This is a genomic window from Bifidobacterium animalis subsp. animalis ATCC 25527, assembly GCF_000260715.1.
Classification (GTDB): Bacteria; Actinomycetota; Actinomycetes; order Actinomycetales; family Bifidobacteriaceae; genus Bifidobacterium; species Bifidobacterium animalis.
In genome coordinates, this window is record NC_017834.1 from 1,517,975 (window position 1) to 1,540,499 (window position 22,525).

At 61.0% G+C, this 22,525-nt stretch carries 15 protein-coding genes; 3 read left to right on the forward strand and 12 right to left on the reverse strand.

From position 1 onward, the window contains the following. Positions 1 to 99 precede the first annotated feature (99 nt). From BANAN_RS06425 to BANAN_RS06465, 9 genes are all read right to left on the reverse strand, one after another. Positions 100 to 2,193 (reverse strand): ABC transporter ATP-binding protein, encoded by a 2,094-nt coding sequence (locus BANAN_RS06425; protein WP_014698097.1) that lies wholly within the window; start codon positions 2,191 to 2,193, stop codon positions 100 to 102. Then, on the reverse strand, positions 2,190 to 4,130 hold the full coding sequence (locus tag BANAN_RS06430) for an ABC transporter ATP-binding protein (protein WP_014698098.1): 1,941 nt from the start codon (positions 4,128 to 4,130) through the stop codon (positions 2,190 to 2,192). The genes BANAN_RS06425 and BANAN_RS06430 overlap by 4 nt, the downstream gene beginning before the upstream one ends. Next, positions 4,127 to 4,699 (reverse strand): MarR family winged helix-turn-helix transcriptional regulator, encoded by a 573-nt coding sequence (locus BANAN_RS06435; protein WP_014698099.1) that lies wholly within the window; start codon positions 4,697 to 4,699, stop codon positions 4,127 to 4,129. The genes BANAN_RS06430 and BANAN_RS06435 overlap by 4 nt, the downstream gene beginning before the upstream one ends. 214 nt (positions 4,700 to 4,913) lie before the next feature. Further along, on the reverse strand, positions 4,914 to 5,486 hold the full coding sequence (locus tag BANAN_RS06440; RefSeq protein ID WP_014698100.1) for an NADPH-dependent FMN reductase: 573 nt from the start codon (positions 5,484 to 5,486) through the stop codon (positions 4,914 to 4,916). Positions 5,487 to 5,651: 165 nt separating this feature from the next. Beyond that, positions 5,652 to 6,704, reverse strand: coding sequence for an alcohol dehydrogenase catalytic domain-containing protein (locus tag BANAN_RS06445; protein ID WP_202799034.1), 1,053 nt, complete (start codon positions 6,702 to 6,704; stop codon positions 5,652 to 5,654). Then, positions 6,673 to 7,203 carry a hypothetical protein gene (locus BANAN_RS06450; protein WP_014698102.1) on the reverse strand — a complete coding sequence of 177 codons (531 nt, stop codon included), beginning with the start codon at positions 7,201 to 7,203 and terminating at the stop codon, positions 6,673 to 6,675. Before BANAN_RS06450 ends, BANAN_RS06445 begins: the two co-directional genes overlap by 32 nt. Positions 7,204 to 7,421: 218 nt before the next feature. Continuing rightward, positions 7,422 to 8,693 carry a glutamate-cysteine ligase family protein gene (locus BANAN_RS06455; protein ID WP_041777043.1) on the reverse strand — a complete coding sequence of 424 codons (1,272 nt, stop codon included), beginning with the start codon at positions 8,691 to 8,693 and terminating at the stop codon, positions 7,422 to 7,424. Between the two features lie 172 nt (positions 8,694 to 8,865). Next, complete coding sequence (locus BANAN_RS06460) at positions 8,866 to 13,485, reverse strand: acyl-CoA dehydratase activase-related protein (protein ID WP_014698104.1); 4,620 nt, start codon at positions 13,483 to 13,485, stop codon at positions 8,866 to 8,868. A gap of 409 nt (positions 13,486 to 13,894) precedes the next feature. Continuing rightward, complete coding sequence (locus tag BANAN_RS06465; RefSeq protein ID WP_014698105.1) at positions 13,895 to 14,845, reverse strand: hypothetical protein; 951 nt, start codon at positions 14,843 to 14,845, stop codon at positions 13,895 to 13,897. Between the two features lie 276 nt (positions 14,846 to 15,121). On the opposite strand from BANAN_RS06465, the gene BANAN_RS06470 reads away from it, so the two are divergent. Beyond that, a complete protein-coding gene (locus BANAN_RS06470) occupies positions 15,122 to 15,811 on the forward strand; it encodes a hypothetical protein (protein WP_041777159.1) in 690 nt (229 codons plus the stop codon). On the opposite strand, the gene nrdG is transcribed toward BANAN_RS06470, so the two are convergent. Together nrdG and nrdD are read right to left on the reverse strand one after the other, a co-directional pair. Beyond that, positions 15,808 to 16,539, reverse strand: coding sequence for an anaerobic ribonucleoside-triphosphate reductase activating protein (gene nrdG / locus BANAN_RS06475; RefSeq protein WP_080571659.1), 732 nt, complete (start codon positions 16,537 to 16,539; stop codon positions 15,808 to 15,810). The two genes, BANAN_RS06470 and nrdG, sit on opposite strands and share 4 nt — an antisense overlap. Before the next feature lie 421 nt (positions 16,540 to 16,960). Continuing rightward, positions 16,961 to 19,387: an anaerobic ribonucleoside-triphosphate reductase gene (gene nrdD, locus BANAN_RS06480; protein ID WP_014698108.1), complete on the reverse strand. Its 2,427-nt coding sequence runs from the start codon at positions 19,385 to 19,387 to the stop codon at positions 16,961 to 16,963. 356 nt (positions 19,388 to 19,743) lie between these two features. Between nrdD and xseA the strand changes: the two genes are divergently transcribed. Both xseA and BANAN_RS06490 read left to right on the forward strand, forming a co-directional pair. Beyond that, positions 19,744 to 21,042 carry an exodeoxyribonuclease VII large subunit gene (gene xseA / locus BANAN_RS06485; RefSeq protein WP_014698109.1) on the forward strand — a complete coding sequence of 433 codons (1,299 nt, stop codon included), beginning with the start codon at positions 19,744 to 19,746 and terminating at the stop codon, positions 21,040 to 21,042. A 43-nt stretch (positions 21,043 to 21,085) separates the two neighbouring features. Further along, positions 21,086 to 21,403, forward strand: a complete 318-nt coding sequence (locus BANAN_RS06490; RefSeq protein WP_014698110.1) for an exodeoxyribonuclease VII small subunit — start codon at positions 21,086 to 21,088, stop codon at positions 21,401 to 21,403. On the opposite strand, the gene BANAN_RS06495 is transcribed toward BANAN_RS06490, so the two are convergent. Continuing rightward, positions 21,404 to 22,429, reverse strand: a complete 1,026-nt coding sequence (locus BANAN_RS06495) for an endonuclease/exonuclease/phosphatase family protein (RefSeq protein WP_014698111.1) — start codon at positions 22,427 to 22,429, stop codon at positions 21,404 to 21,406. Between the last annotated feature and the right edge of the window lie 96 nt (positions 22,430 to 22,525).

The window sequence follows — 22,525 nt, forward strand, 5'->3', positions numbered from 1 at the left end:
TCCATTACAACACTTCGTATACTACTGCTCATCGGATTGCGCGAACAGGGGAATCGGCGCGGTACCGGCCGCCCCGACTCCCCTGCCGTATGCGATGCCTCACTCGAGTTCGAGCGAACCCGTGTAAAGCTGGTAGTACTCGCCCTTCTCGGCCATGAGCTCGTCGTGGGATCCGCGTTCGATGATATGGCCGTGATCGAGCACCATGATTACATCGGAATTGCGTACCGTGGACAGTCTGTGGGCGATCACGAACACGGTGCGCCCGTTCATCAGATTGTCCATGCCGGCCTGCACCACGGCCTCGGTGCGCGTGTCGATCGACGACGTGGCTTCGTCGAGGATCAACGCCGGCGGATTCGCCACGGCCGCGCGCGCGATCGAGATGAGCTGGCGCTGCCCCTGCGACAACCCCGAGCCATCGCCCGAAAGCATGGTCTGGTAGCCGTCGGGCAGCATGCGAATGAAGCTGTCGGCATTCGTGAGCTTGGCGGCTTCGATGCACTCCTCGTCGGAGGCGTCGAGCTTGCCGTAGCGAATGTTGTCCATGACCGTTCCGGTGAACAGATTCACATCCTGCAGCACGATGCCCAGGGACCGGCGAAGGTCGGGCTTGCGGATTCCCTTGACATTGATGCCGTCGTAGAGAATCATGCCCTCCTGGATGTCGTAGAAGCGGTTGATCAGATTCGTGATCGTCGTCTTACCTGCACCAGTGGCGCCGACAAGCGCGATCTTCTGACCCGGCTTGGCGAACCAGGTGATATCGTGCAGCACCGGCTTGCTCGGGTTGTACCCGAAGGTGACGTCGGTGAAGCGCACATCGCCTCGCAGCAGCGTCAGGCGACCATCGGGCGAGGTGATGGCCTCTTCATGGGCTTCCTCGGCCACCTTCCACGCCTTCGGGCTGAGCTTCTTCGCGGCCTCACGGGAACGGGTGCCGTCATCGGAGGCCTCGCGCTTCCAGGCCCAATGGCCGGTCACGTGGTCGGTCTCGGTCATCGTGCGGCCATCGGAGGCGAGCTCCACGTTCACCAACGTCACCGTGCCGTTGTCGGTCTCGCCCGGCGCGTCCATGAGTTCGAAGATGCGCGAGGCGCCGGCAAGCGCCATCATGACCATCGTGAACTGCTGGGAGACCTGGCCGATCGGGTTGATGAAGCCACGTGAGAGCGTGAGCAGCGAGATGATCATGCCAATCGTGTATGCGGTCTCGCCCGAGATGCCGAAGTTGCGCCAGCTGTAATAGGTGGCCAGGCCACCGAAGACGGCGGAGAGCACATAGAGCAGGTAGCCCATGTTGCCCACGACGGGCATGAGTACGTTGCCGTAGGTGTTCGCGCTGGCCGAAGCGTGGTACAGCCGTTCGTTGCGGGCGTCGAAGTCCGCCTGCATCGCGTCTTCGTGGTTGAACACCTTGACCACCTTCTGACCGTTCACGGCCTCCTCCACGAAGGCGTTCACGTCGCCGAGCTCCTGCTGCTGCTTGACGAAGTAGCGGCCGGAACGACTGACCAGCACCTGGATGAGCAGGAGCAGCAACGCGGTGAATACGAGTACGAACACGGTGTATGGCACCGACAGCCAGAACATGGAGATCAACGCGGCCAATGCGGTGATGCCCGAGGCGAACATCTGCGGCAGCGACTGCGAGATCGCCTGGCGCAATGTATCGGTGTCGTTCGTGTAGCGGCTCATCAGGTCGCCATGCTCATGGGTGTCGAAGAACGAGATCGACAGTGTTTGCATATGCTCGAACATCTCGTCGCGAATCGTCTTCATGACGCCCTGTTCGACGCCCACGAGCAGGTAGTTGTACAGCCACGAGCACAGCGTGCCGAGCGCGTACAGAATGCCCATGAGAATCAATGCCTCGATGAGCGGCGTCCATACCGGGTTCGGCTTGCCCACAAGCGGCAGAATATAGCGGTCGATCAGCGACTGCAGGAACAGCGCCGCACCGGCCTGGGCCACTGCGGAGACGATGATGCTCAGGATGATGAACACCATGCGCACCTTGTAGTGGAAAATGTACTTGAGCAGTCGCTTCAGCGTGCCCGGCCTCGCCTTGGCCATGCCCTTCGCGCCGGATTGCGCGTCCGGTCCGCCGTTCTGCGGCATGCGCGACTCGCTGTCGAGCACCTCCTTGTCGGAGACGTCGGTGGCCGCCACGGTTGGGGAAGCTGCCGTCATTGTGCGTCACCTCCATTCGCGTTGTCGGTGTTGTTCTCGAGTTCCATGTTGAACAGACGCTGGACCTCGTCCCTCTTCGTGGCCTCGGCCTCCTCCTCGTGCCAGTCGTTGGATTCCTTGCCCAGATCCTGCTGGCTGTGCTGCTGGGTCTGCGACAGGTAGATGCTGCGGTACTCCTCGCACCGTTCGAGCAGTTCCTCGCTGGTGCCCTGGTCGAGCACGCGCCCCTCATGCATCACGATGATGCTGTCGGACTCCTCCACGGAGGCGACGCGCTGCGCGATGATAATCTTCGTCGTGTTCGGGATCTCGTGGTGGAACGCCTCGCGGATCAGCTTGTCGGTCTTCGTGTCGACCGCACTCGTGGAATCGTCGAGGATCAGGATCTTCGGCTTCTTGAGCAGCGCGCGGGCGATGCACAGACGTTGGCGCTGGCCGCCCGACACATTCGTGCCGCCCTGCTCGATGTAGGTGTCGTACTTGTCGGGGAACTCCTCGATGAAACCGTCCGCCTGTGCGAGCTCGCACGCGTGCCGAATCTCCTCGTCGGTGGCATACGGGTTGCCCCAGCGCAGATTCTCGGCGATCGTGCCTGAGAACAGCACGTTCTTCTGCAGCACCATCGCCACCTCGTCACGCAGCGACTCGAGTTCGTAATCGCGTACGTCGACCCCGCCCACCTTGAGCGTGCCGCTCGACACGTCGTACAGGCGCGGAATGAGCTGCACGAGCGACGACTTCGCCGAACCCGTGCCGCCCACGATGCCTATGGTCTGCCCCGACTTGATATGCAGGTCGATGTGGTCGAGCACCGGCTTCTCGGAATGCTCGGAATAGCGGAAGGTCACGTCGTCGAAGTCGATCGAGCCGTCGTTCACCTGCGTGATCGGCTGCGCGGACTCCTTGATCGTGCTCTCCTCGGTGAGCAGCTGGGTGATGCGCTCCGCGGAGGCGCGCGAGATGATCACCATCACGAAGATCATCGAGACCATCATCATCGACATCATGATCTGCAGCGCATAGGTAACCAGTGCCGTCAAATCGCCGGTGGTCAGGCCATTGGCGGCGTTGTTGCCCGAAGCGACGATCTGCTGGGCACCCACCCATGCAATCGTGATGAGCGACGCGTACATGCACACGTTGAACAGCGGAGAGTTGATGCTCAGCAGCTTCTCCGCCTTCACGAACTGCTTGTAGATGAGCTGCGAGATGTGGCCGAACTTACGGTCTTCATGATCCTCGCGGTTGAACGACTTGACCACGCGGATGCCCTGCAGATTCTCGTCCACCACATTGTTAAGCTCGTCATACGTGTGGAACACGCGCTCGAAGATCGGGTGCACGATGATGATCAGGCCGATCAGGCCCACTGCCAGCACCGGTATGCATGCCAGGAAGACCATGGAGATCTGCGGTGAGATGCGGAACGAGAAAATCCACGCGGCGACGAGCATGATCGGCGCACGCATGCCGATGCGAATGATCATCTGGTATGAATTCTGCACGTTCGTGACGTCCGTGGTGAGCCTGGTGATGATCGATCCCGTGGAGAACCGGTCGATGTTCGTGAAACTGAACTGCTGCACACGTTCGAACTCATCGTGACGCAGATTCTTGCCGAATCCCGAGCTCGCGATTGCGGCGAAGCGGCCCGAGAGGAAGCCCGCGGCCAACGAGACCGCAGCACACAGGATCAGAATGAGGCCATATTGCCAAATGGCCTGCATCGACCGGTTCGTGATGCCCTTGTCGATGAGCGTCGCGATGACGGTCGGGATGAGGATCTCAATGATCGCTTCGACCACGACGAACAGCGGCGAGAGCAGGCTCGCCTTCGTGTATTCGCGAATCGATCCGGCCAGCGTCTTGATCGTATGCATTTTCACCGGTTTCCGGCCACTGCCGGTGGCGCCGGTTGAAGCGGTTGCCGTACTCATGCGTTCGCATCTCCTTTCATTCGTATTGTTGTCTTCTTGCCATCGCCCATGCCGTGTGCGTCCGGTAGCCTTTCGTCAGCGACATCGGCCTTCAGCCTAAGCAGATTGACTTTCATTCGCTCAAGATCGTGCATCAATCCCACGCGCTCGCGCTCGCTGAACCCCTGCATGAGCGTGTTCTCAAGCAATGCGGCATCGCTGCGCAGGTCGCGGGCGATCTGCTCGCCCTGTGCCGTGAGGACGATCTTGCGCACCCGAGCATCGCGTTCCACACTCTCGCGCGTGATCAGGCCCTTCTTCTCCATAAGACTCAGCACACGCGACGCAGTGGAGCGCGTGATCGAGAACTTGCGTTCGATGTCGTACTGGAACACGTCGTGGTCGCGCTGCGTGTCGAGATAGGCGATGATCGACTTGTTCTGGCTCGACACATTGGGGTCTCCCTGCAGGGTCAGATTCCAGAATCTGCCGATCATGTTGTGCAATACGCGGATCATGATGCTCGGCTTGAGCTCGCTTGGTTCTGCGGACGACGCGTTGGGCGTCTGATGCGCCGATTCGTCTTCCATCTCACCTCCCGTTGCATGCACCCGCCATGCCTCGCATATGCCATGGGCTGCGTGTAGGCATTGAACTCCTGCCATAAGACATTGTTTCACATGCAACAATAAATATTCGACAGTTCGTTCTCAGAGTACATATACAAAGAATCCGCACCACGAAGGTGCGGATTCCTGCTATCGACTATGCCCGGCCCGTATTCGCAACGGCACCGGAGCCATCTCACTTGCGGTCGATCGGGTTCTCCGAGATGAAATTGAGGAAGTCGTTCGCCTGCATGGTGATCGCACCCTCATCGGCCTCGTTCATGATCCAGTCGTTGGTCTGGAGCGCCTCTTCAGGCACCGACAGGCCGACTTCCACCGGGAAGATGTACATACCGTTGGCCTCGAGCAGGTCGCCGAGCATGACGCGCGGCAGCATGCCCTTGAAGCCACCGACGCCGGTGATGCAGGCCGGCAGGTTGTGCAGCACGTTCTCACCGGTCTCCGGGTTCTTCGTGTCCGGCATGGTCATCCACTGGAACAGGTTGCGCACCGCATCCGGAATGGTCTTGTGGTATTCGGAAATGAACACCCACACACCGTCGGCTGCGTCGAGTTTGTCGCGAATGGCGAGGGCGGCGGCCGGATCCGGCTCGTCGGTGCTCTCGTTCAGCATCGGCAGGTCGGCGTAATCGATCGGAATGATCTCGGCGCGATCGCCGATCGCCTTCATGGCCGTCTTGGCGAGCTTGGCTTCGAACGAACCATCATCGAGCGACGTCTCAATAAACGCAATATTTGGCTTTGCCATTGTTCCTCCTTATGCCCGCTTGCGAGACCGGCTGGTGCGCGGTGGACAGGCAGGGCTGTTCTGACTGGTATTAATCATCGTTCTTCTTCACGGCACGCGCATTCGAAATAGCCACAAGTGAACAAAGCGCCCCACTGCCGAGCCGCACTCGGCCCATGTGGTCGATCAGTGCTCGACGATCACATAGGATTTAATCGTCTTGCGCTCATCCATCGCCTCATACGCCGGCTGAATCTCATCGAGCTCGAAGGTGTTCGTGAACACCTTGCCCGGATTGATCTGCGCATCGAGCACGGCGTCAAGCAACACGTTCTTGTCGTAGGTCGTCACCGAGGCAGGGCCGCCGTATACGCCGATATTGCGGTAGAACGTGCCCTCACCGCTAATCTGCTGAGCGTGTGGCAAACCGACGCGGCCGATCAGCGCGCCCGGACGTGCCACGGCGACAGCTTCCTGGAACGAGGCATCGGTGCCCACGCATTCGAGCACGGCATCGGCACCGCCGGCGCTGATCTCCAGCAGTTTCGCCACACCCTCATCACCACGCTCAGCAACATTGTCGGTCGCACCGAACTCGGCGGCGAACGCACGGCGGTCGTCATGGCGGCTCGTCGAGATGATGCGCTTGGCACCCATCATCTTCGCTGCAATGATCGCGCACTGGCCGACGGCGCCATCGCCGAGCACAATCACCGTGTCGCCGGGCTTGACCTGTGCGGTGCGGGCGGCATGGTATCCGGTGGCCATCACGTCAGAGAGCGTCAGCAGGCTCTTGAGCATGTCTTCGCTGTAGTCCTCCGGCCGCCCGGGAATCTTCACCAATGCCCACTGCGCATGCTGGAACCGAATGTACTGGCCTTGCGCACCCATGGAGAAATTGTCGTCATGCGCCATGCAGGAGCCGTCGAAGCCCGCGCGGCAGGCACGGCACTGACCGCAGCCGTGCGTGAACGGGGCGATCACGAAATCGCCTGGCTTGACCGACGTGATGTCGTCGCCAACCTGTTCGACGATGCCAATGGCCTCATGCCCAGAGTTTTGCGAATGCTCCGCGCTCTGGTTGATGCCGCGGAACGGCCACAAATCGGAACCGCATACGCAGGTGCGCACAATGCGAATGATCGCATCGTCCGGCTTCTCGATGCGCGGCATCGGCACGTCCTCGATAGCCATATGCCCCGCGGATTCAAAGATAGCGCTTTTCATAGTCTCTGCCATACCAGCACCTTCCATTGATATTCATAGACAATGGGCATGCGCCCAACACTTCGATGGTAGGCAGTCTGCAAATGCCCCGCATTCGACATTCCGCCACCGGCCGATTGGCGCGACCGAGCGGACACCGCGTCACACGAAGGCGAGCCACATACTTCAATGCAACCGCGAGGACGACGAACAGCATGGCGATGGCCGTTCTGCCGCGACTGCGGTTCGGTCTCTTCGGCCAGGAACTGCGTACTTCGTAGAGTGCAATCTCGTAGAACACGAAGAACCACATCATAAGGAACATGCTCACGCCGGCCATGAGCCAATCTCTGTAGCGGAATGCCAAGGTGAATTGCCCGATAGAGAACATAACCGACATCGCCAGCGAAAGCCAATGGTTGTTGATGCCACCGCCCTCGGGCTTCGCTGAATTCGCACGGATCATGGCGCGGAAATAGCCGCGGACGGTGCTATGAGGGTGCTCGTCGTCATCATGGGGATGGTTGGTCATACACTCCCATCTCTTGGATGCACTTGCGGCTTGAGTGGCTTCATTGTAAGCGCGACGAGGTGTGACGGCGAGCGGATTTGCGTGCTACGTCGATGCAGGCGCGTGTTTGGGGAGTGCAGATTTCGGCGCACACTCAACTGCATCCACTGTGCTGCGTAAAAGGAGACAAATACAGACCAAATCTTTCCCCAATTACGCAACAGATTCCTGCGCCATTGCTACGCCTGCCGCACCTGAGGATGCCGCGCATCGCCCGGCAGCTCGGCGAGCGTGTCGCCGACGCCCAGCAGATTCGCCCAGTCATCCAGCGATCGACCGTATGGCTTCGCATCTGCACCATGCGCCTGCAACGCGGCCTTCGCCGCGAACACGTCGGCCTCGCCCACGCCGCCGAGATGCTCCGCGAGCCGTGAGAAGCCATCTGCGTCGTAGAACAACGAGCCGACGATCTGCGTCAACCGCTGGGCGCGTTCAATCGGCAGGGAATCCCAATGCCGCATCTCAATGAAGTTCTTGAGTCGAACATCGTTGAAATGCGTGGAGAGCACGTGGTTCACCTCGTACGCATTGAGCTCGCGGTCCGGGTACACGTCGCCCGCCGTTTCGCGGAACGCCGCGAATTCGCGCTGTTCGGCCGGCAGATGCGCCGCCTCGGGCGTGTGCGAGAGATCCGCGAACATGAGCGGCGTGCTCAGCACGTCCGCCGCGTAATCCTCCCAGCTGAACGAATCCTCATAGAGCCCCGGGATCACGTTCGTGCGCTGGAAATCCAAATAATCCCACATGCGCTGCCGCAGCAGCGGAATGCGATTCGGGCGCCCCTCGAAATACGGGGTGTTGCGGAAGAACCAGTTGAGAATCGGGCCCACCGCGGTCGCCAGCCGAATCTTCTCAATCGCGTCGTGTTCGCTGCGGTAGTCGATGCTCACCTGCGTGGACGCGGACGCGCGCATCATGCACGGCCCGTACTGCCCGATGTGGCCTAGATATTCGTTCATCGCGGCATAGCGGCGCTTCGGATTGATCGGTATCTCCAGCGCGTGCGATTTCGGCTGGTACCCGTAGTTGACGAGGCGGAAGCCGAGCTCGTCGAGAATAGGATCCACCTCACGCCGGAACTGCGCGTAGATCTCGCCAAGCTGCTCCGCGTCGCGCACGATGCCGATCGACGTCTCCAGCTGGCCACCCGGCTCGAGCGAGATGCCGATCCCCTTGCGCGCAAGTCCGACGAGCTGGTCGTCCTGCCAGTATTCCTCCCCTTCGTCGTAGTACTTGCGCAGGCGCAGCATCAGCGTCTCTATGCCATTGGTCTCGCCGTACGTCACCGCCGTGTCGTCGCTGTTGTGCACCGGCAGATGCTCTATCTCCACGCCGAAACCGTCCTTTGCATCCGGTTTCGCCCCCTGTTCGAAGAAATTGACGAGACTGCGCACGTGCTTGGGGTTCGGTTTGACCAGCATGTGTGCATATGAAGATTGCTCAGATGTCATAGTTGCCCAGTCTATCCTGTTGCGAATAGAAATTGCGAATAGAAAACGGCGGGCTGGTTCCAAGAAAATCTGATAATGCGCACAAACACTACACCGTTCACAGACTAATCACCCGCGAACGGTGCGGTGAGCGGCCGTCAGGTCGCGAAGGCTGCGGCGAAGAACGCAAGCATCATTGACACGCAGACTTCTTCGCCGCAGCAATCATCAGCTTGATCCTGTTGAGCTGGTTCGCCTCGCTCGCGCCCGGGTCGTAGTCGATCGACACGATGTTCGCCTGCGGGTAGAGTCTGCGAATCTTGCCGAACATGCCACGGCCGGTCACATGGTTCGGCAGGCAGGCGAAGGGCTGCGCGCAGATGATGTTCGGGCAGCCCGACTCGATGAGCTCCACGATCTCGCCGGTCAGCAGCCATCCCTCGCCGGCCTGCACGCCGATCGATGTGACGGTCTGCGCCTTCTTCACGAGTTCGCCCATGGGCAGATCCCTGTCGAATTTGCCGCGGCTCTTCGCCAGCGCATCGTTCACCGCCTTCATATACGCGTGGATCACGCCCTTGAACGCAGCCATGAGCGCCTTGTTGCGGCCGGTGCCTATGTTGCGTTCGTTCCATTCGTTGATGTACGGGCGCATCGTCATGAAGTCGATGATGCCCGGCACCACGGCCTCGCAGTCCTGCGACTCGATCACGTCGACCACGTGGTTGTTCGCATCGGGCTGGTATTTGACGAGGATTTCACCGACGACGCCCACGCGCACCTTGCGTTCGATGTCGCGCAGCGGCAGCGCGTCGAAGGTCTGTACGATCTTCGCCACGAGTTTCGGGTACGGCCAATAGGCACGCCCGTAATAGCGCTTCGCCGTGGCCGAGCTGCCGTGGTTCAGCAGCGTTTCGCGCACAATCGTGTTCCAACGTTCATACAGGCGGTTCGCGGAACCAGCCGTCGCCTCGTACGGGCGCACACGGTACAGGCATTTCATGAGCAGATCGCCAATGATGAGCGACTTCGCCGCGCGGTGCAACAACGGCACCGTCGGTGTGAATCCGGGATTGTCTACGAATCCCTGCGTGGAGATCGCAAGCACTGGAATCTGCGGATAGCCGGCGTCGACGAGCGCCTTGCGAATCAGCGCGAAGTAGTTCGTGGCGCGGCACATGCCGCCGGTCTGCGAAATTGCGAGCGCGGTGGAATCGGCGTCGTACCGGCCGGATTTGATTGCCTCGACGAGCTGGCCCACGGTCATAATCGCCGGGTAGCACGCGTCGTTGTTCACGTATTTGAGACCGGTCTCGACGTCGGTTTTGCTGGCGTGTTCGAGAATGTCGAATTTGTAGCCGCTCGCACGCACGGCCGCCTCGACGAGCCGGAAGTGGATCGGCGACATCTGCGGCACGACTATCGTGTAATCGCGGCGCATGTCCTTGCCGAACGGCACACGGTTCGCATAGTTCGACATCGTCGACTGCGTGCGCTGGCCGCCGGGCGTGCCGAGCACGGCGTCGAGCATGACCTGACGACCCGGCGTCGGCGCCTCGCTTCCTGTCTTTCTGAACGTGGCGGTCTCGTGCGCGTTGTTACGCTCGCGCTCCTCCACCGCGGCCTTGAGCGAGCGCAGGCGAATCTTCGCGGCGCCCAGATTGCTCACTTCGTCGATTTTGAGCATCGTGTACACGTCGGCCTTGTCGGCGAGGATCTCAGAGACCTGATCGGTGGTGATCGCGTCGAGCCCGCAGCCGAACGAGTTGAGCTGCACGAGTTCGAGTCCGGGCCATGCCGAGACGAAGTTCGCGGCGCGGTACAGTCGCGCATGGTAGGCCCACTGGTTCATCACGCGCAACGGCATCTTCGTCACCTTGCGATCGCCCACGTGGCGGAAGCCCGCATTGTCGTGGACCTTCGGGTCGGATTCTTCTTCGGCGAGGTAGGCGGTCAGCTGCGGTTTGTCGGCCGGGTCGAGCCAGCTGATCGAGTCCTCGGAGAGCACGACCATGCCGAGTGCGCAGATCGTCTCGGGAATGCCGTGGTTGACCTCCGGGTCGACATGATAGGGGCGTCCGGCAAGCACGATGCCACGGCAATCGTGTTCCTTCATGTAGGCGAGCGCGCGCAGACCCTCCTGCTGCACGTCGTGTTTGAACACCTTGTCTTCGGCATATGCGGCTGCCACGGCCTGCTCGGCTTCCTCGCGCGTCACGTTCGCCCAAGCGAACTCGGTGACGATGCGGTCGACCATGAGGTCGTGCTTGGCGAGGTTGAAATACGGTCGCATGTAGTTGATGCCCTCGTCGCGCAGTTCGGGCATGTTCGCGCCGATCACGACCGGGTAGTTCGCCACCACCGGGCAGTTGAAGTGATTGTCGGCATCTTCCACGAGATTGTCTTCGTAGCTCACACAGGGGTAGAAGATGTTCGTGATGCCCTTGTTGAGGAGCCATTTGATGTGCCCGTGCACAAGTTTGGCCGGGTAGCAGATGTTCTCGGAGGCGATCGATTCTATGCCCGTCTCGAACAGTTCGTGGCTCGAACGGCCCGAGATGACCACCTTGAACCCGAGATTGGTGAGCAACGTGAACCAGAACGGGTAGTTCTCGTACATGTTGAGCACGCGTGGAATACCTATTTCACCGCGGGTCGCCTTTTTGTCGGTGAGCCTGCGGTAGGCGAAGGCGCGCCTGTACTTGTAGTCGTAGAGATTCGGGCGGTCGCTCCTCTTGCGTTTCGCATCGCCGCCGCGTTCGCAGCGGTTGCCGGTCACATAGCGCGAGCCGTCATGGAACGTGGTGATCGTGAGCTTGCAGTGGTTCTGGCATAGCTTGCACACGTCACGTTCAGTCGTCATGGACAGCTCGTCGAGGGCGGTGCCGCTCAGAATGCCCGAGATCGTGTGATTCACGCCGTCGACCGACGCGACATGCACCCCGGCCTCATCGGTGTCGCCATCCGTGTCGTCGGCGATGTCGTCGTAGTGCATGCGGGCGGTGAGCGCCGCACCGTACGCGCCCATGAGTCCGGCGATGTTCGGACGCGTCACCTCGCGCTCGGTGAGCAATTCGAATGCGCGCAAGACGGCGTCGTTGAGGAACGTGCCGCCCTGTACCACCACCGTGTCCCCGAGCTCGCCCGAATCGCGCAACTTGATCACCTTGTAGAGCGCGTTGCGCACGACGGAATAGCACAGGCCGGCTGCGATGTCTTCGATGCTGGCGCCTTCCTTCTGCGCCTGCTTGACACTCGAATTCATGAACACCGTGCATCGCGAGCCTAAATCCACAGGATGCTCGGAATTCAGGGCGGCCTGCGTGAACTCCTCGATCGTGAGCCCCATCGAGCGGGCGAAGGTCTGCAGGAAGGAGCCACAGCCCGACGAGCAGGCCTCATTGACGGCGATCGAGTCGATCACGCCGTCGGTGACCGCCAGATACTTCATATCCTGACCGCCAATGTCAATGACGGCGGTGACGCCCGGGCTCACCATTTCGGCGCCACGGTAATGCGCCATCGTTTCGACCACGCCCTCGTCCAAATGCAGGCCCGTGGTGATCAGTCCCTCGCCATAGCCGGTCGCGCAGGAACGTGCGATCCAGGCATCGTCCGGCAATTCGGACTGGATGCGTTTGACGATCTCGATCGCCGCAGTCAACGGGCTGCCATCGTTCGTCGCATACGACGACCACACGATCTCGCGGTCATCGTTGACCAAGGTCGCCTTGATCGTCGTGGAACCGGCGTCGATGCCCAGGAAGTGCGGGCCACGGGCTCCCTCGAGCGTGCCCACATGCACATGCTCGCGGTGATGACGCGCATTGAACGCGTCACGGTCGGCCGCGGTGTCGAACAGCGGCGGCATCGTGGCCGTGTTCGACGGCAGGTTCTTCAGATCCTCCAACGCGTTGATAATGTCGTCGAGCGACCGTGCCGGGTACTCGTCGGCATGCTCGAGCTGGCCCGGCTCACCAACGGCGAGCGCCGCACCGTAGGCGACATACAGGTGCGCGTCGGTTGGGGTGATGAACTCGTCCACCTTGCCGTCGAGTGCGCGGCGGAACGCCTCCCGCAGCTCGCTCATGAAGAACATCGGGCCTCCCAGGAACACGACGGTGCCGTGAATGGGACGACCCGAAGCCAGGCCGGCGATCGTCTGCGTGGCCACGGCGGTGAAGATCGACGCGGCAAGATCGGGCTTGGCGGCACCGTCGTTGATGAGCGGCTGCAGGTCCGTCTTCGCGAACACACCGCAGCGCGATGCGATCGGGTACAGCGTCTGGTAGTCCTTCGCCATCTCGTTAAGCCCGGCGGCATCGGTGTCGAGCAGCGTCGACATCTGGTCGATGAACGCGCCGGTGCCACCCGCACACGAGCCGTTCATGCGCTGTTCGGGGGTTGGTTTCAGGTACGTGATCTTCGCATCCTCACCACCGAGTTCGATAATCACATCCGCCTGCGGGATCGCCTCGTCGATCGCACGCGTCTCCGCGATCACCTCCTGCACGAACGGCACATGCACGGCATCGGCGAGCGCCAAGCCGCCCGAACCGGTGATGGCCAGATGCACGGGCTCATCCGCGCGACCAAGCTCGGCCAAACGGGCGCGCACATTTTCAAGCAATTCCTCCATTGCGGCGCGCACGTTCGCATGATGACGCCGGTAGTCCGCAAACAGCGGCTCATCAAGCGAATCATCGAGCACCACGGCCTTGACCGTGGTCGAGCCGATGTCAAGGCCAATGCGGAGTGTGGAAACATCAGCGGAATCGAACGTGTTCGGCATCGTGTTGCTCGGACGAACCATCAATAACCTCTCTCACATGCCAATATCGGCTATTTTCCGCCATTTTTACGACTTCAATCGGGTTTGGATCCCCTCCGTCGCCCCGCGTATTACAATCTCTCCAGTGTAGTGGTGCCTAGGTACGTTTCACTGCGCTTGCGGCAACATATTCAGGCTCCGATCACAGGCGGCCGTCTGCCAGAACAATCGGACTACCACCGCCCAGTTGCGACAAACCAGTGCAGGCATACACGGAGTAATCACCCTGAGATCCCCCTCAATATGACAAACCAGTGCGCGAGCGTATGCATATGTCACGGAGGCGGGGCAGCACCGTGAGAAATCTGCACATATCTGCACTGGTTTGTCACAGATATCGCCGCCAAACGTGATTAATCCGCGCATATTTGCACGGGTTTGTCTCACTGTCTCACTGTTGCGCGAGCGGCACTCCCGCAGCCAGCAGTTTGCGCTTGAACACCGCGGGACTATAAGTGTCGCGTACACGGAACCGCACAATACTGGACACACCACAGCGTTCGAGCAAATGCTCACGCCGCCGCTCGTCGTCCACGCACTCCTCCACCGTTCTGCCGCCCGTCATCTCGGGATTCACGTATTTCTCGCGACCGTCGAGCTCGCCCACAATGAGGCGGCCGTCGGGCAGAATCCACAGATAGTCGCTGTACGCGCGCCGCCCAGTGTCGGGATCGACGAACTCATGCTGGAGAACGGGTCGCTCAATCCCCTCCTCGATCATCACCGCGAGCGCCCGCGCCTCGCCTCCATTCGCGCACAACGGCGACGCATACTCGAGCGCGCGCCACACATAGGGCTCGCAGTCACCGAGCTGCCGGAGTTCATGCGCGATCTGTTGTTTCGTCACTTGCCTGCGCAAGGCACAGCTCGCCGCAATGACCGCATTGACGAAACCATAGTCGCGCATGATCTCGGCCACTGTGCAGGCGAACGACGGCACGCGCACACCGTCCACCACGACCGCAGTGCATTCCTTGCGGTATTCGCGGACGATCCAGGAAGACGACTGTGTTCGCCGCTTGGTCACGATCACCTTGAGAGCATTGCCATGCAAGCTGATGTCGTGGTCTATTCTGTGCGCGCAGGCTGCTTCAAGGCCGCCGAAAACCCATGCCGGGTATTGCAGATTCAACGCGCGCGTCATGTGCCGGTTCCGCTCGAACGCGCCGAGACGTTCCCAGTATTCGCGGCGCACGAACAATCCGCGGGCGGGACTCATCACATCACCCGCGCCCACACGCCGCAGCAAAGCGCAGCGGAGCGAATGTGCGGGCATCACCACGCACCTTCGCTCCTGTTCCGCCATGTCGAGCGCATGCTCGACCTCCATGTTGCTGCGCATATCTGCAGACTATGCGCCAGCAACGCCCGCGTAAAGCCGTGCGGGGCATTGTGGATAACGTGGGCTGAATGTGCAGATTGGCACATTTCATCTGCGTACACTGGAATATGATGTGGGATTGGAGATGGCATGAGCGAGAACGACGACAATAAGACACAGCCGATTCCGGTGGGGGTCTCGCAGATTCCTGCGCAATCAGACTATGCGGCACCTTCATATATGCCGGCGAACGGAGGGCAGAATGGGAACCGGCGCAGGAAAAGGTGGCCGATAGTCGTGGCAATCATCACCGTGGTGGCGATCGTGGGCGGCGTGGTCGGCGGCATCATCTACAAGAACAAGCATGACGAGGCGTATGCGCGCTGCCAGACGGCGGTCAGCGAATTCAGCGAGGCACGCAAGGCGCTGCTCGACACGACGAGCGATTCGCCGGCGTTGCAGAAGCTGGTGCGCAATGCGCTCGGCGTCGACAAGATTCTCGACGCGGCAGCCGATGCGGCGAGCGCGGCGGAGGGCACCGTGGCACAGCAGGGGTGTGCGGCGAACGCGACGATCATACAGCTCAATCTCGTGGCGAACACGCTGAACAGTGCAACCGAATCATTGCGCAAATCGACCGCGCAGATCGTGCGCGGTGCCTCTGCAGACACAGATACCACTGGCGACGAGTCGGAATCTGCGGCGTCTTCCGATACCGAGGACGTCGCGCAGGCCAAGAAGAATCTGCAGGAGGCCATAGACCAGGGGCGCGCGCTGCTCGACACACTCAAGCAGCGGTATGCGGATTCCGCGGTCGGCAGGCAGCTCACCGCGGGATTCGAATCGGCGCTCGACCTCGCCCAGCAGAAATTCGACGAGTCGGGCATCAAGGATTCGCGTTATTACAAGGCGGCGCAGGCCACGCTCGACGAAGCGACGAACGCGGTGAACGCATGGATTGACCGGCAGACGCAGAAAGTGGACTAGCTGGCGTCGCCTTCGCCAGCGGCACGCTCCTTGCCGTAGATCTCGGGAATGAAACGCTCCTGGTCGTGCAGCTTCGCCCACACCACCGGCTTGCCCTGCCTGAACGACTCCTGCACGTCGAGAATGCGCTGGTTGCGCGAACCGCGGAACTGCAGCAGTGAATCGTGCAACGTCTTGATATAGCGGCCGTCGACGAGAATGTCGATCTCATGCAGCAGGTCGAGCTTGTCTTGCGTCTCGCCGTCGCGCATGAGCTCCTCCCATGTATAGCCGGTCCAGCACCAGATGTCTTTCGTATGGCCGAAACGCTCGCGGATCTTGCGCGCGAGCGGCAGCAGCACGCCGGTGTTGAGCAGTGGTTCGCCGCCGAGGAACGTGATGCCCTGCACGAAGCTCTGCGCCAGGTCGTCCATGATCTGCGCCTCGAGCTTGTCGTTGTATTCATGACCGGCTTGGAAATCCCAGATTGACGAGTTGTAGCACTCCACGCAGTGGAACGGGCAGCCGGAGACGTATAGCGAGCAGCGGATGCCTTCGCCGTCGGTCATGAGGAAGCGCTTGTAGTCGGCAATCATGTTGTGGCTCATGCGATTCGTCCACTGCCCGGGCTTCGGATTGTTCGACATCGGCGTCGGGATCGCCGGCCCGCGCCCCGTCTCACCGGCCGCAAAGTCGTGCAGTCTCGGCGTCCCCGTGCTTCGCCACGTGCCGTTCGTGGAATCATTCATGTTTGCAGCCTCTGCCATGCCAGCTTCCTTCCCTGCCATCCAAGTATATGTGGTAGATGCGCCCCGTATATGTGCCGTAGATGCGATATGTGCCCCATCGACTCGCGTTCGTTCGTTTGCGTACGCTTGCACTCCCCCTTGCGTAAAAAAGGGACAAATCAAGGGGCTAGATGTCCCAAATTACGCCGGAGGACCCTCGCTTGCGTACCCTGCATCTCCCCTGCGTAACACCTCCCTCTGCGTAGAAAGGGACAGATTGGGGCACTCAGATGTCCCCAATTACGCAAATGAAAACGCCTGCGTAAGAAGGGACAGATAGGCGCCTTCGGCTGTCCCAAATTACGCAAACAAAGGACCATACAAACGTAGGACACAACGAGAAGGCGGACCCGCAGGCCCGCCTTCTCATGATCGGTGATGCTTACTCGGTCTCCTCGAACCATTCGCGCGTCTCGCCGTTACCAAGCGTGACATGCCCGGTCTCGCCGGCCATGTGCTTGACGCGGTGGGCGATCTCCTCGTGACGGCCATGCACCATCGGGCGCTGCACAGGGTTGCCTAGGTATCCGCAGGTGCGCTTGGTCACATTGCACTTGTCGGGGTCGGAATTGCCGCATTCGGGGCACTTGAAGCCCTCCTCCGTCGGCGCGAAGTCACCTTCGAAACCGCAGACGAAGCAATGGTCGATCGGCGTGTTCGTGCCGAGGTAACCGATGCCGATGTTGTAGGCGTAATCCCACACGGCCTCGAGCGCCTTCGGGTTGGCCTGCAGGCACGGGAACTCGCAGTAGTTGATGAAGCCGCCGGAGGCGTAGTACGGGAAGTCCTTCTCGTAGTCGAGCTTCTCCATTGGCGTCGGCTGCAGCCACACCGGGTAATGGAACGAGTTCGTGTAGAAGTCGTGGTCGGTGACGCCCTCGACCTTGCCGAACTTCTTGCGGTCCATGCGGTTGAAGCGGTCGGTGAGCGACTCGGCCGGCGTCGAATACACCGAATAATGGTAGCCTTCGACCTTGCTCCACTGCTTGCACAGCTCGTTCATGCGGCGCACGATGGAGAGTGCGAAGTCCTTGCCTTCCGGATCCCATGCGTGGTCGCGCATCCAATCCTTGCCGAAGAACACGGCCGTGGCCTCATACAGGCCGATGTAGCCGAGCGAGACGGTGGCACGCTCGTTGCGGAACAGCTGGTCGACATTCTCGTTGGCCTCCAGGCGACCGAAGGCGCCGTAGCGGAACAGCGTCGGGGCGTTCACCGGCGTGGCCTGCTTGCAACGCATGATGCGGAACTGCAGGGCCTGGTGCGCCACCTCCATGCGCTCGTCGAAGATCTTCCAGAAACGCTCGACGTCACCATGGGATTCGAGCGCGATGCGCGGCACGTTCACGGTCACGACACCAAGGTTCATGCGGCCGTCCTCAACGTCCTCGCCGGTCTTCGGGTCGATCCAACCCTGCAGGAACGAACGGCAGCCCATCGGAGCCTTGAACGATCCGGTGATCTTCACGATGTTGTCGTAGAACACGACGTCGGGGTACATGCGCTTCGTGGCGCATTCGAGGGCCAGCTGCTTCAGGTCGTAGTTCGGGTCACCCTTGTCGGCGTTCACACCGTGCTTGACGGTGAACACGAGCTTCGGGAAGATCGCGGTGTGGCGCTCCTTGCCCAGGCCACGGATGCGGTTGAGCAGAATGGCGCGCTGGATCTCACGGGCGAACCAGCTCGTGCCGAGACCGAAACCGACGGTGACGAACGGGGTCTGGCCGTTCGAGACACGGTTCGAGTTGATCTGGTATTCCATGGTCTGCATAGCGTCATAGATCGCCTTGCGCGTCATGATCTTCGCATAGATCTCACGAATCTGCTCGAGTTCCGGGGCATTCGTGTCGAAGGCCTCGTCGGCCGGCAGCGGGTCACGGTTCTCGAAATGCAGCCAGCGCGGCTCCTGCACCTTGAGGCCGGCCACCATGTCGCGGGCGACCTCGATCGGCGTGGAATCCGGGATCATCGCGTGCGCCATGTCGAGGTTCTTCACATAGTCGCGCTTGGCGTACTCCTCGAGCATCTCGTCGGCACGGTTGACGGTCTGGCCGCCGTACTGGGCACCGGCGATGTCTTTGATGATCTGCGTGATCTGCGTCGAGGCGGTGCCTATCGACTTCGGCGAGTCCATCATCGCGTTGCCGAGGGCGAAGCCGTGCTTGAGCATGTCGCCGAAATCAGGCAGCGAGCAGTTGTTCATCGACGTGAACGGCGAGTAATCCGCATCATGGAAGTGAATGTCGCCCTTCATATGCGCGTTGGCAACGGCATCGGGCAGCATCGAGAAGGCCGAGGCCTTCGAGACGGCGCCGGCGAGCAGATCGCGCTGTGTGGCGTAGACGTTGGAGTCCTTGTTCGCGTTCTCGCGCACCAGCGATTCGTCGCGGTTGACCAAACGGCTCACCGCTTCGTTGATATCGGTGGCCTTGGCACGCTGGATGTCTTTGTTCAGGCGGTAGTTCGTGTAGGTGCGCGCCACCTCGTACAGATGGTCCTCGATGAGCGCGTGCTCCACTAGGTTCTGGATGTCTTCGATCTTCGCAGGGCCGTTGTAGCGTTCGCGAATCTCGCCTTCGATCTGGTTCGCGATGTCGAGGATCATGCGCTCCTCCTGCGGGCCGACCTCCTTGTCGAGATCGGCGAACGCAGACTTCACGGCAACCACGATATTGACCGGGTCGAAGTCGACCACGCGGCCATCGCGCTTCTCAACCAGCACCCTGTCAGTGAACATGCCCTCGAACACGTCGTCGCCATCACCAACAACGGTTCGGCTCAGTGTGTCACCCAGAATCTGAGTCTCCATCGATACCTCCAGAACGCTTTCGCTTATGTATTATGGTTGAGGTCGCAATCACGCAGACGTGACTGCCATCTCATTCGCCTCTACGAGCTTACACACATAGCCGACACTAGATGTAGTGCGAAACACCGTATAAAAGACCAACATGTTGTGTTTCCCTTGGAAATCCGACCAAAAATCGATGTGTGAGAAAGCTCACGGTTTTTCGGATTACGCCACTCGCGTGAGATGCCCGGATGGCGTGAACCGTTCGAAACTGCGGCGTGTTCCGGCGTGTTCCAATCGGCCTGAGATTGCGATTCGCAACACGCCGCGGGAGCGGGCTTTACTAAATTCACGAACGGGAGGAATCTAGACTCATGGTTTTCAACAACGGATACCAAACCGGGTATCGACAGGGCTATGCACCCGCGCCAGCGGCCGGGTCGAATGAGCTGCCGCGCATGGCGGCGCAGACGACCGCGGAGAACCCGTGGCCGGTGAGCATGGTGAGCCAGAAGTTCCACAGCGCGGTCGAACGATGGCCCGCCGTGTGGATGGAGGGGCAGATCATCGAGATCAACACACGACGCCCAGGGTCGGCCTATCTCACGTTGCGCGACAACGACCAGGACGTCTCGATGAGCGTGCTCGGCTTCGGCGCCTTCGCCCAGATGGCGCGCGACTACAAGCAGGGCGATCGCGTGGTGGTGCACGGCAAGGCCGATCTGTACGTGAAGAGCACACGGTTGAGCCTGCGCGCCGACATGATCAAGCGTGTGGGCGCCGGCAATCTGCAGGAGCAGATCAACCAGCTGCGCATGCGGCTCAAGGGCGAGGGCCTATTTGATGAGAGCCGCAAGGTGGCATTGCCGGAGTTTCCGAAGAACATCGGGTTGATCTGCGCCCCGCAGGCACGCGCGGAAGGCGATGTGGTGATGAATGTGAACCTGCGCTGGCCGGGTGTGCGGTTCACGATTGTGCACGCCCATGTGCAGGGCGAGCAATGCCCGCCGGACATCGTCTCGGCGATCCAGCAACTCGACGCCGACCCGAATGTGGACGTGATCATCGTCGCGCGCGGCGGCGGCAGCTTCGAGGACCTCATGGGGTTCTCCGACGAGCGCGTGGTGCGTGCCACGGCGGCCTGCGCGACGCCGATCATCTCGGCGATCGGCCATGAGGACGACTGGACACTCATCGATCTGGCGGCCGACGTACGCGCCTCCACACCGACCGATGCCGCCAAGCGCGTCGTGCCGGACGTGCGCGAGCAGCAGCAGCTCATCACCGAGGGCATCAATCGCATGCGCACGTTCATCGCGAATCGCGTGGGCAACGAGGAGCGCCTCGTCGAAGGCTATGCGAACCGGCCGTCGCTGACCCAGCCGCTCACCATGCTCATTCCCCACGAACGCGACATAGCGGACGCGGTGAGCACCATGCGCAACGGTTTGCGCCGTATTGTGGACGAGGAGCAGATGCAGGTGGAGAGACTCGCCGCGACCCTGCGCGCGCTCAGCCCGCAGTCCACGCTCGACCGCGGCTATGCGGTGCTGCAGAATGCCGATGGCGTAATCATCGACGACGCCTCGCAGGTGCAGGTGGGCGACGAGCTCACGCTCACCCTGCGTCGCGGCAAGGTCGTCTCGCAGGCGCAGGCCGTCTACGATGAGTGAAAGACGAACACCAAGGAAACGAATACCGAACGGGAGGAATGACATGGCGGAAGATATGGAGATCACCGAAGTGAGCGAAACCGAACCGCAGGCCGCATCGAGTCTGAGTCAGGAGGAGCGTGAGCGCATCGCACAGCTGCCGTACGAGCAGGCACGCGATGAGCTCATCCAAGCGGTGCGTGCACTTGAGAACGGAGGCCTGAGCCTTGAGGACTCGATGAAGCAATGGGAGCTCGGTGAGGCACTCGCGCAGCGCGCACAGTCGTTGCTGGGCACCATTCGTGCCAAGCTCGACGCCGCCCAGCAGGCGCAGGCGCAGACGGCGAACACAGCAGGCACCCAGTCGAATCTGGAATCCTGATCAGCGACGCAGGCCGGAGACGTCCACCGTGGCGAGCAACGCGCGGTGGTCCGAACCGGGGATCGTCAGCGAGTTGACCTGCCCGATGGTCATGCCCTTGCTCGTCACAATGTGGTCGATTCCGGCGAACGCGGGCAGGTACTTCCTGTCCGCCGGCCAAGTGAACACCAGTCCGTGACCGCTCACCTCGGCGGCATCCTGGAAACGGGTGCCGAGCATATCGCGGAACACGGCGTGGTCCCAAGTGGAGTTGAAATCTCCCATCAGAATATAGTCGGTGTCAGGGTGTTCGTTGAGCTGCTTGAGTTCGGCGATTGACCTGCTCCATTTCTCGAATCTGCCATCCGTGGGCGACTGCGTGTGCACGGAGACGAACCGCACCGGAATCGCCCCGTTGTCGAAGCCCACTGTGCCGCCGGGCATGTAGGAGGCGATGGAATCGACGTCGGTCTGGCTCGGATTCTCGAACGGCAGCGCAGAGAACAGCGCGTTGCCGAAATAGCCGTCGGCGCTCGAGGTCTGCGAATACGGCAGCAGCTGCGAGATGCCGGCCGCCTCAAGGTGCTTGAGGAAGTCCGGCGTGGTCTCCTGCAGCGCCAGCACCTCCACATGATTGTTTCGCACGGCGTTCACGATTGCGGTGGCATCGGCGTGCCCCTTGTACACATTGCAGGTCATCAGGCGCGCCACGGCGTCGGCGGTGTCGGCACGTGGCAGCGACTGCGAAGACAGCGCGCTTCCCGAAAGCGGGGTGCCGTTATGGTAGAACGGCAGCTGCCAGCACACTTGGATTACCAGGCACACACCAGCCACAATCGCGGTGACCCAGCGCGTGGAGATCAACGCCAACACCAATGACACCACCGACACAATGGCGAACCATGGCGTGGCGGCGAGCACGACAGACACGTATGGCAACGTCTGCAAATCGACCGGCAGCAACCGCAACGCACAGCTGCAGAGCGACGCCAACGCCAATAAGCCGGCAATAGCCCCCAACACTCTGTGTTTGCGCATAATCGCCATATCCATGCTCCATTCCCTTGTCGCCGACTCGACCGCCCTCCCGGCTATGTTCCGCTTCTGCGTGCCAAGCCTAGCCGATGCGTGTCACGAGCGGCA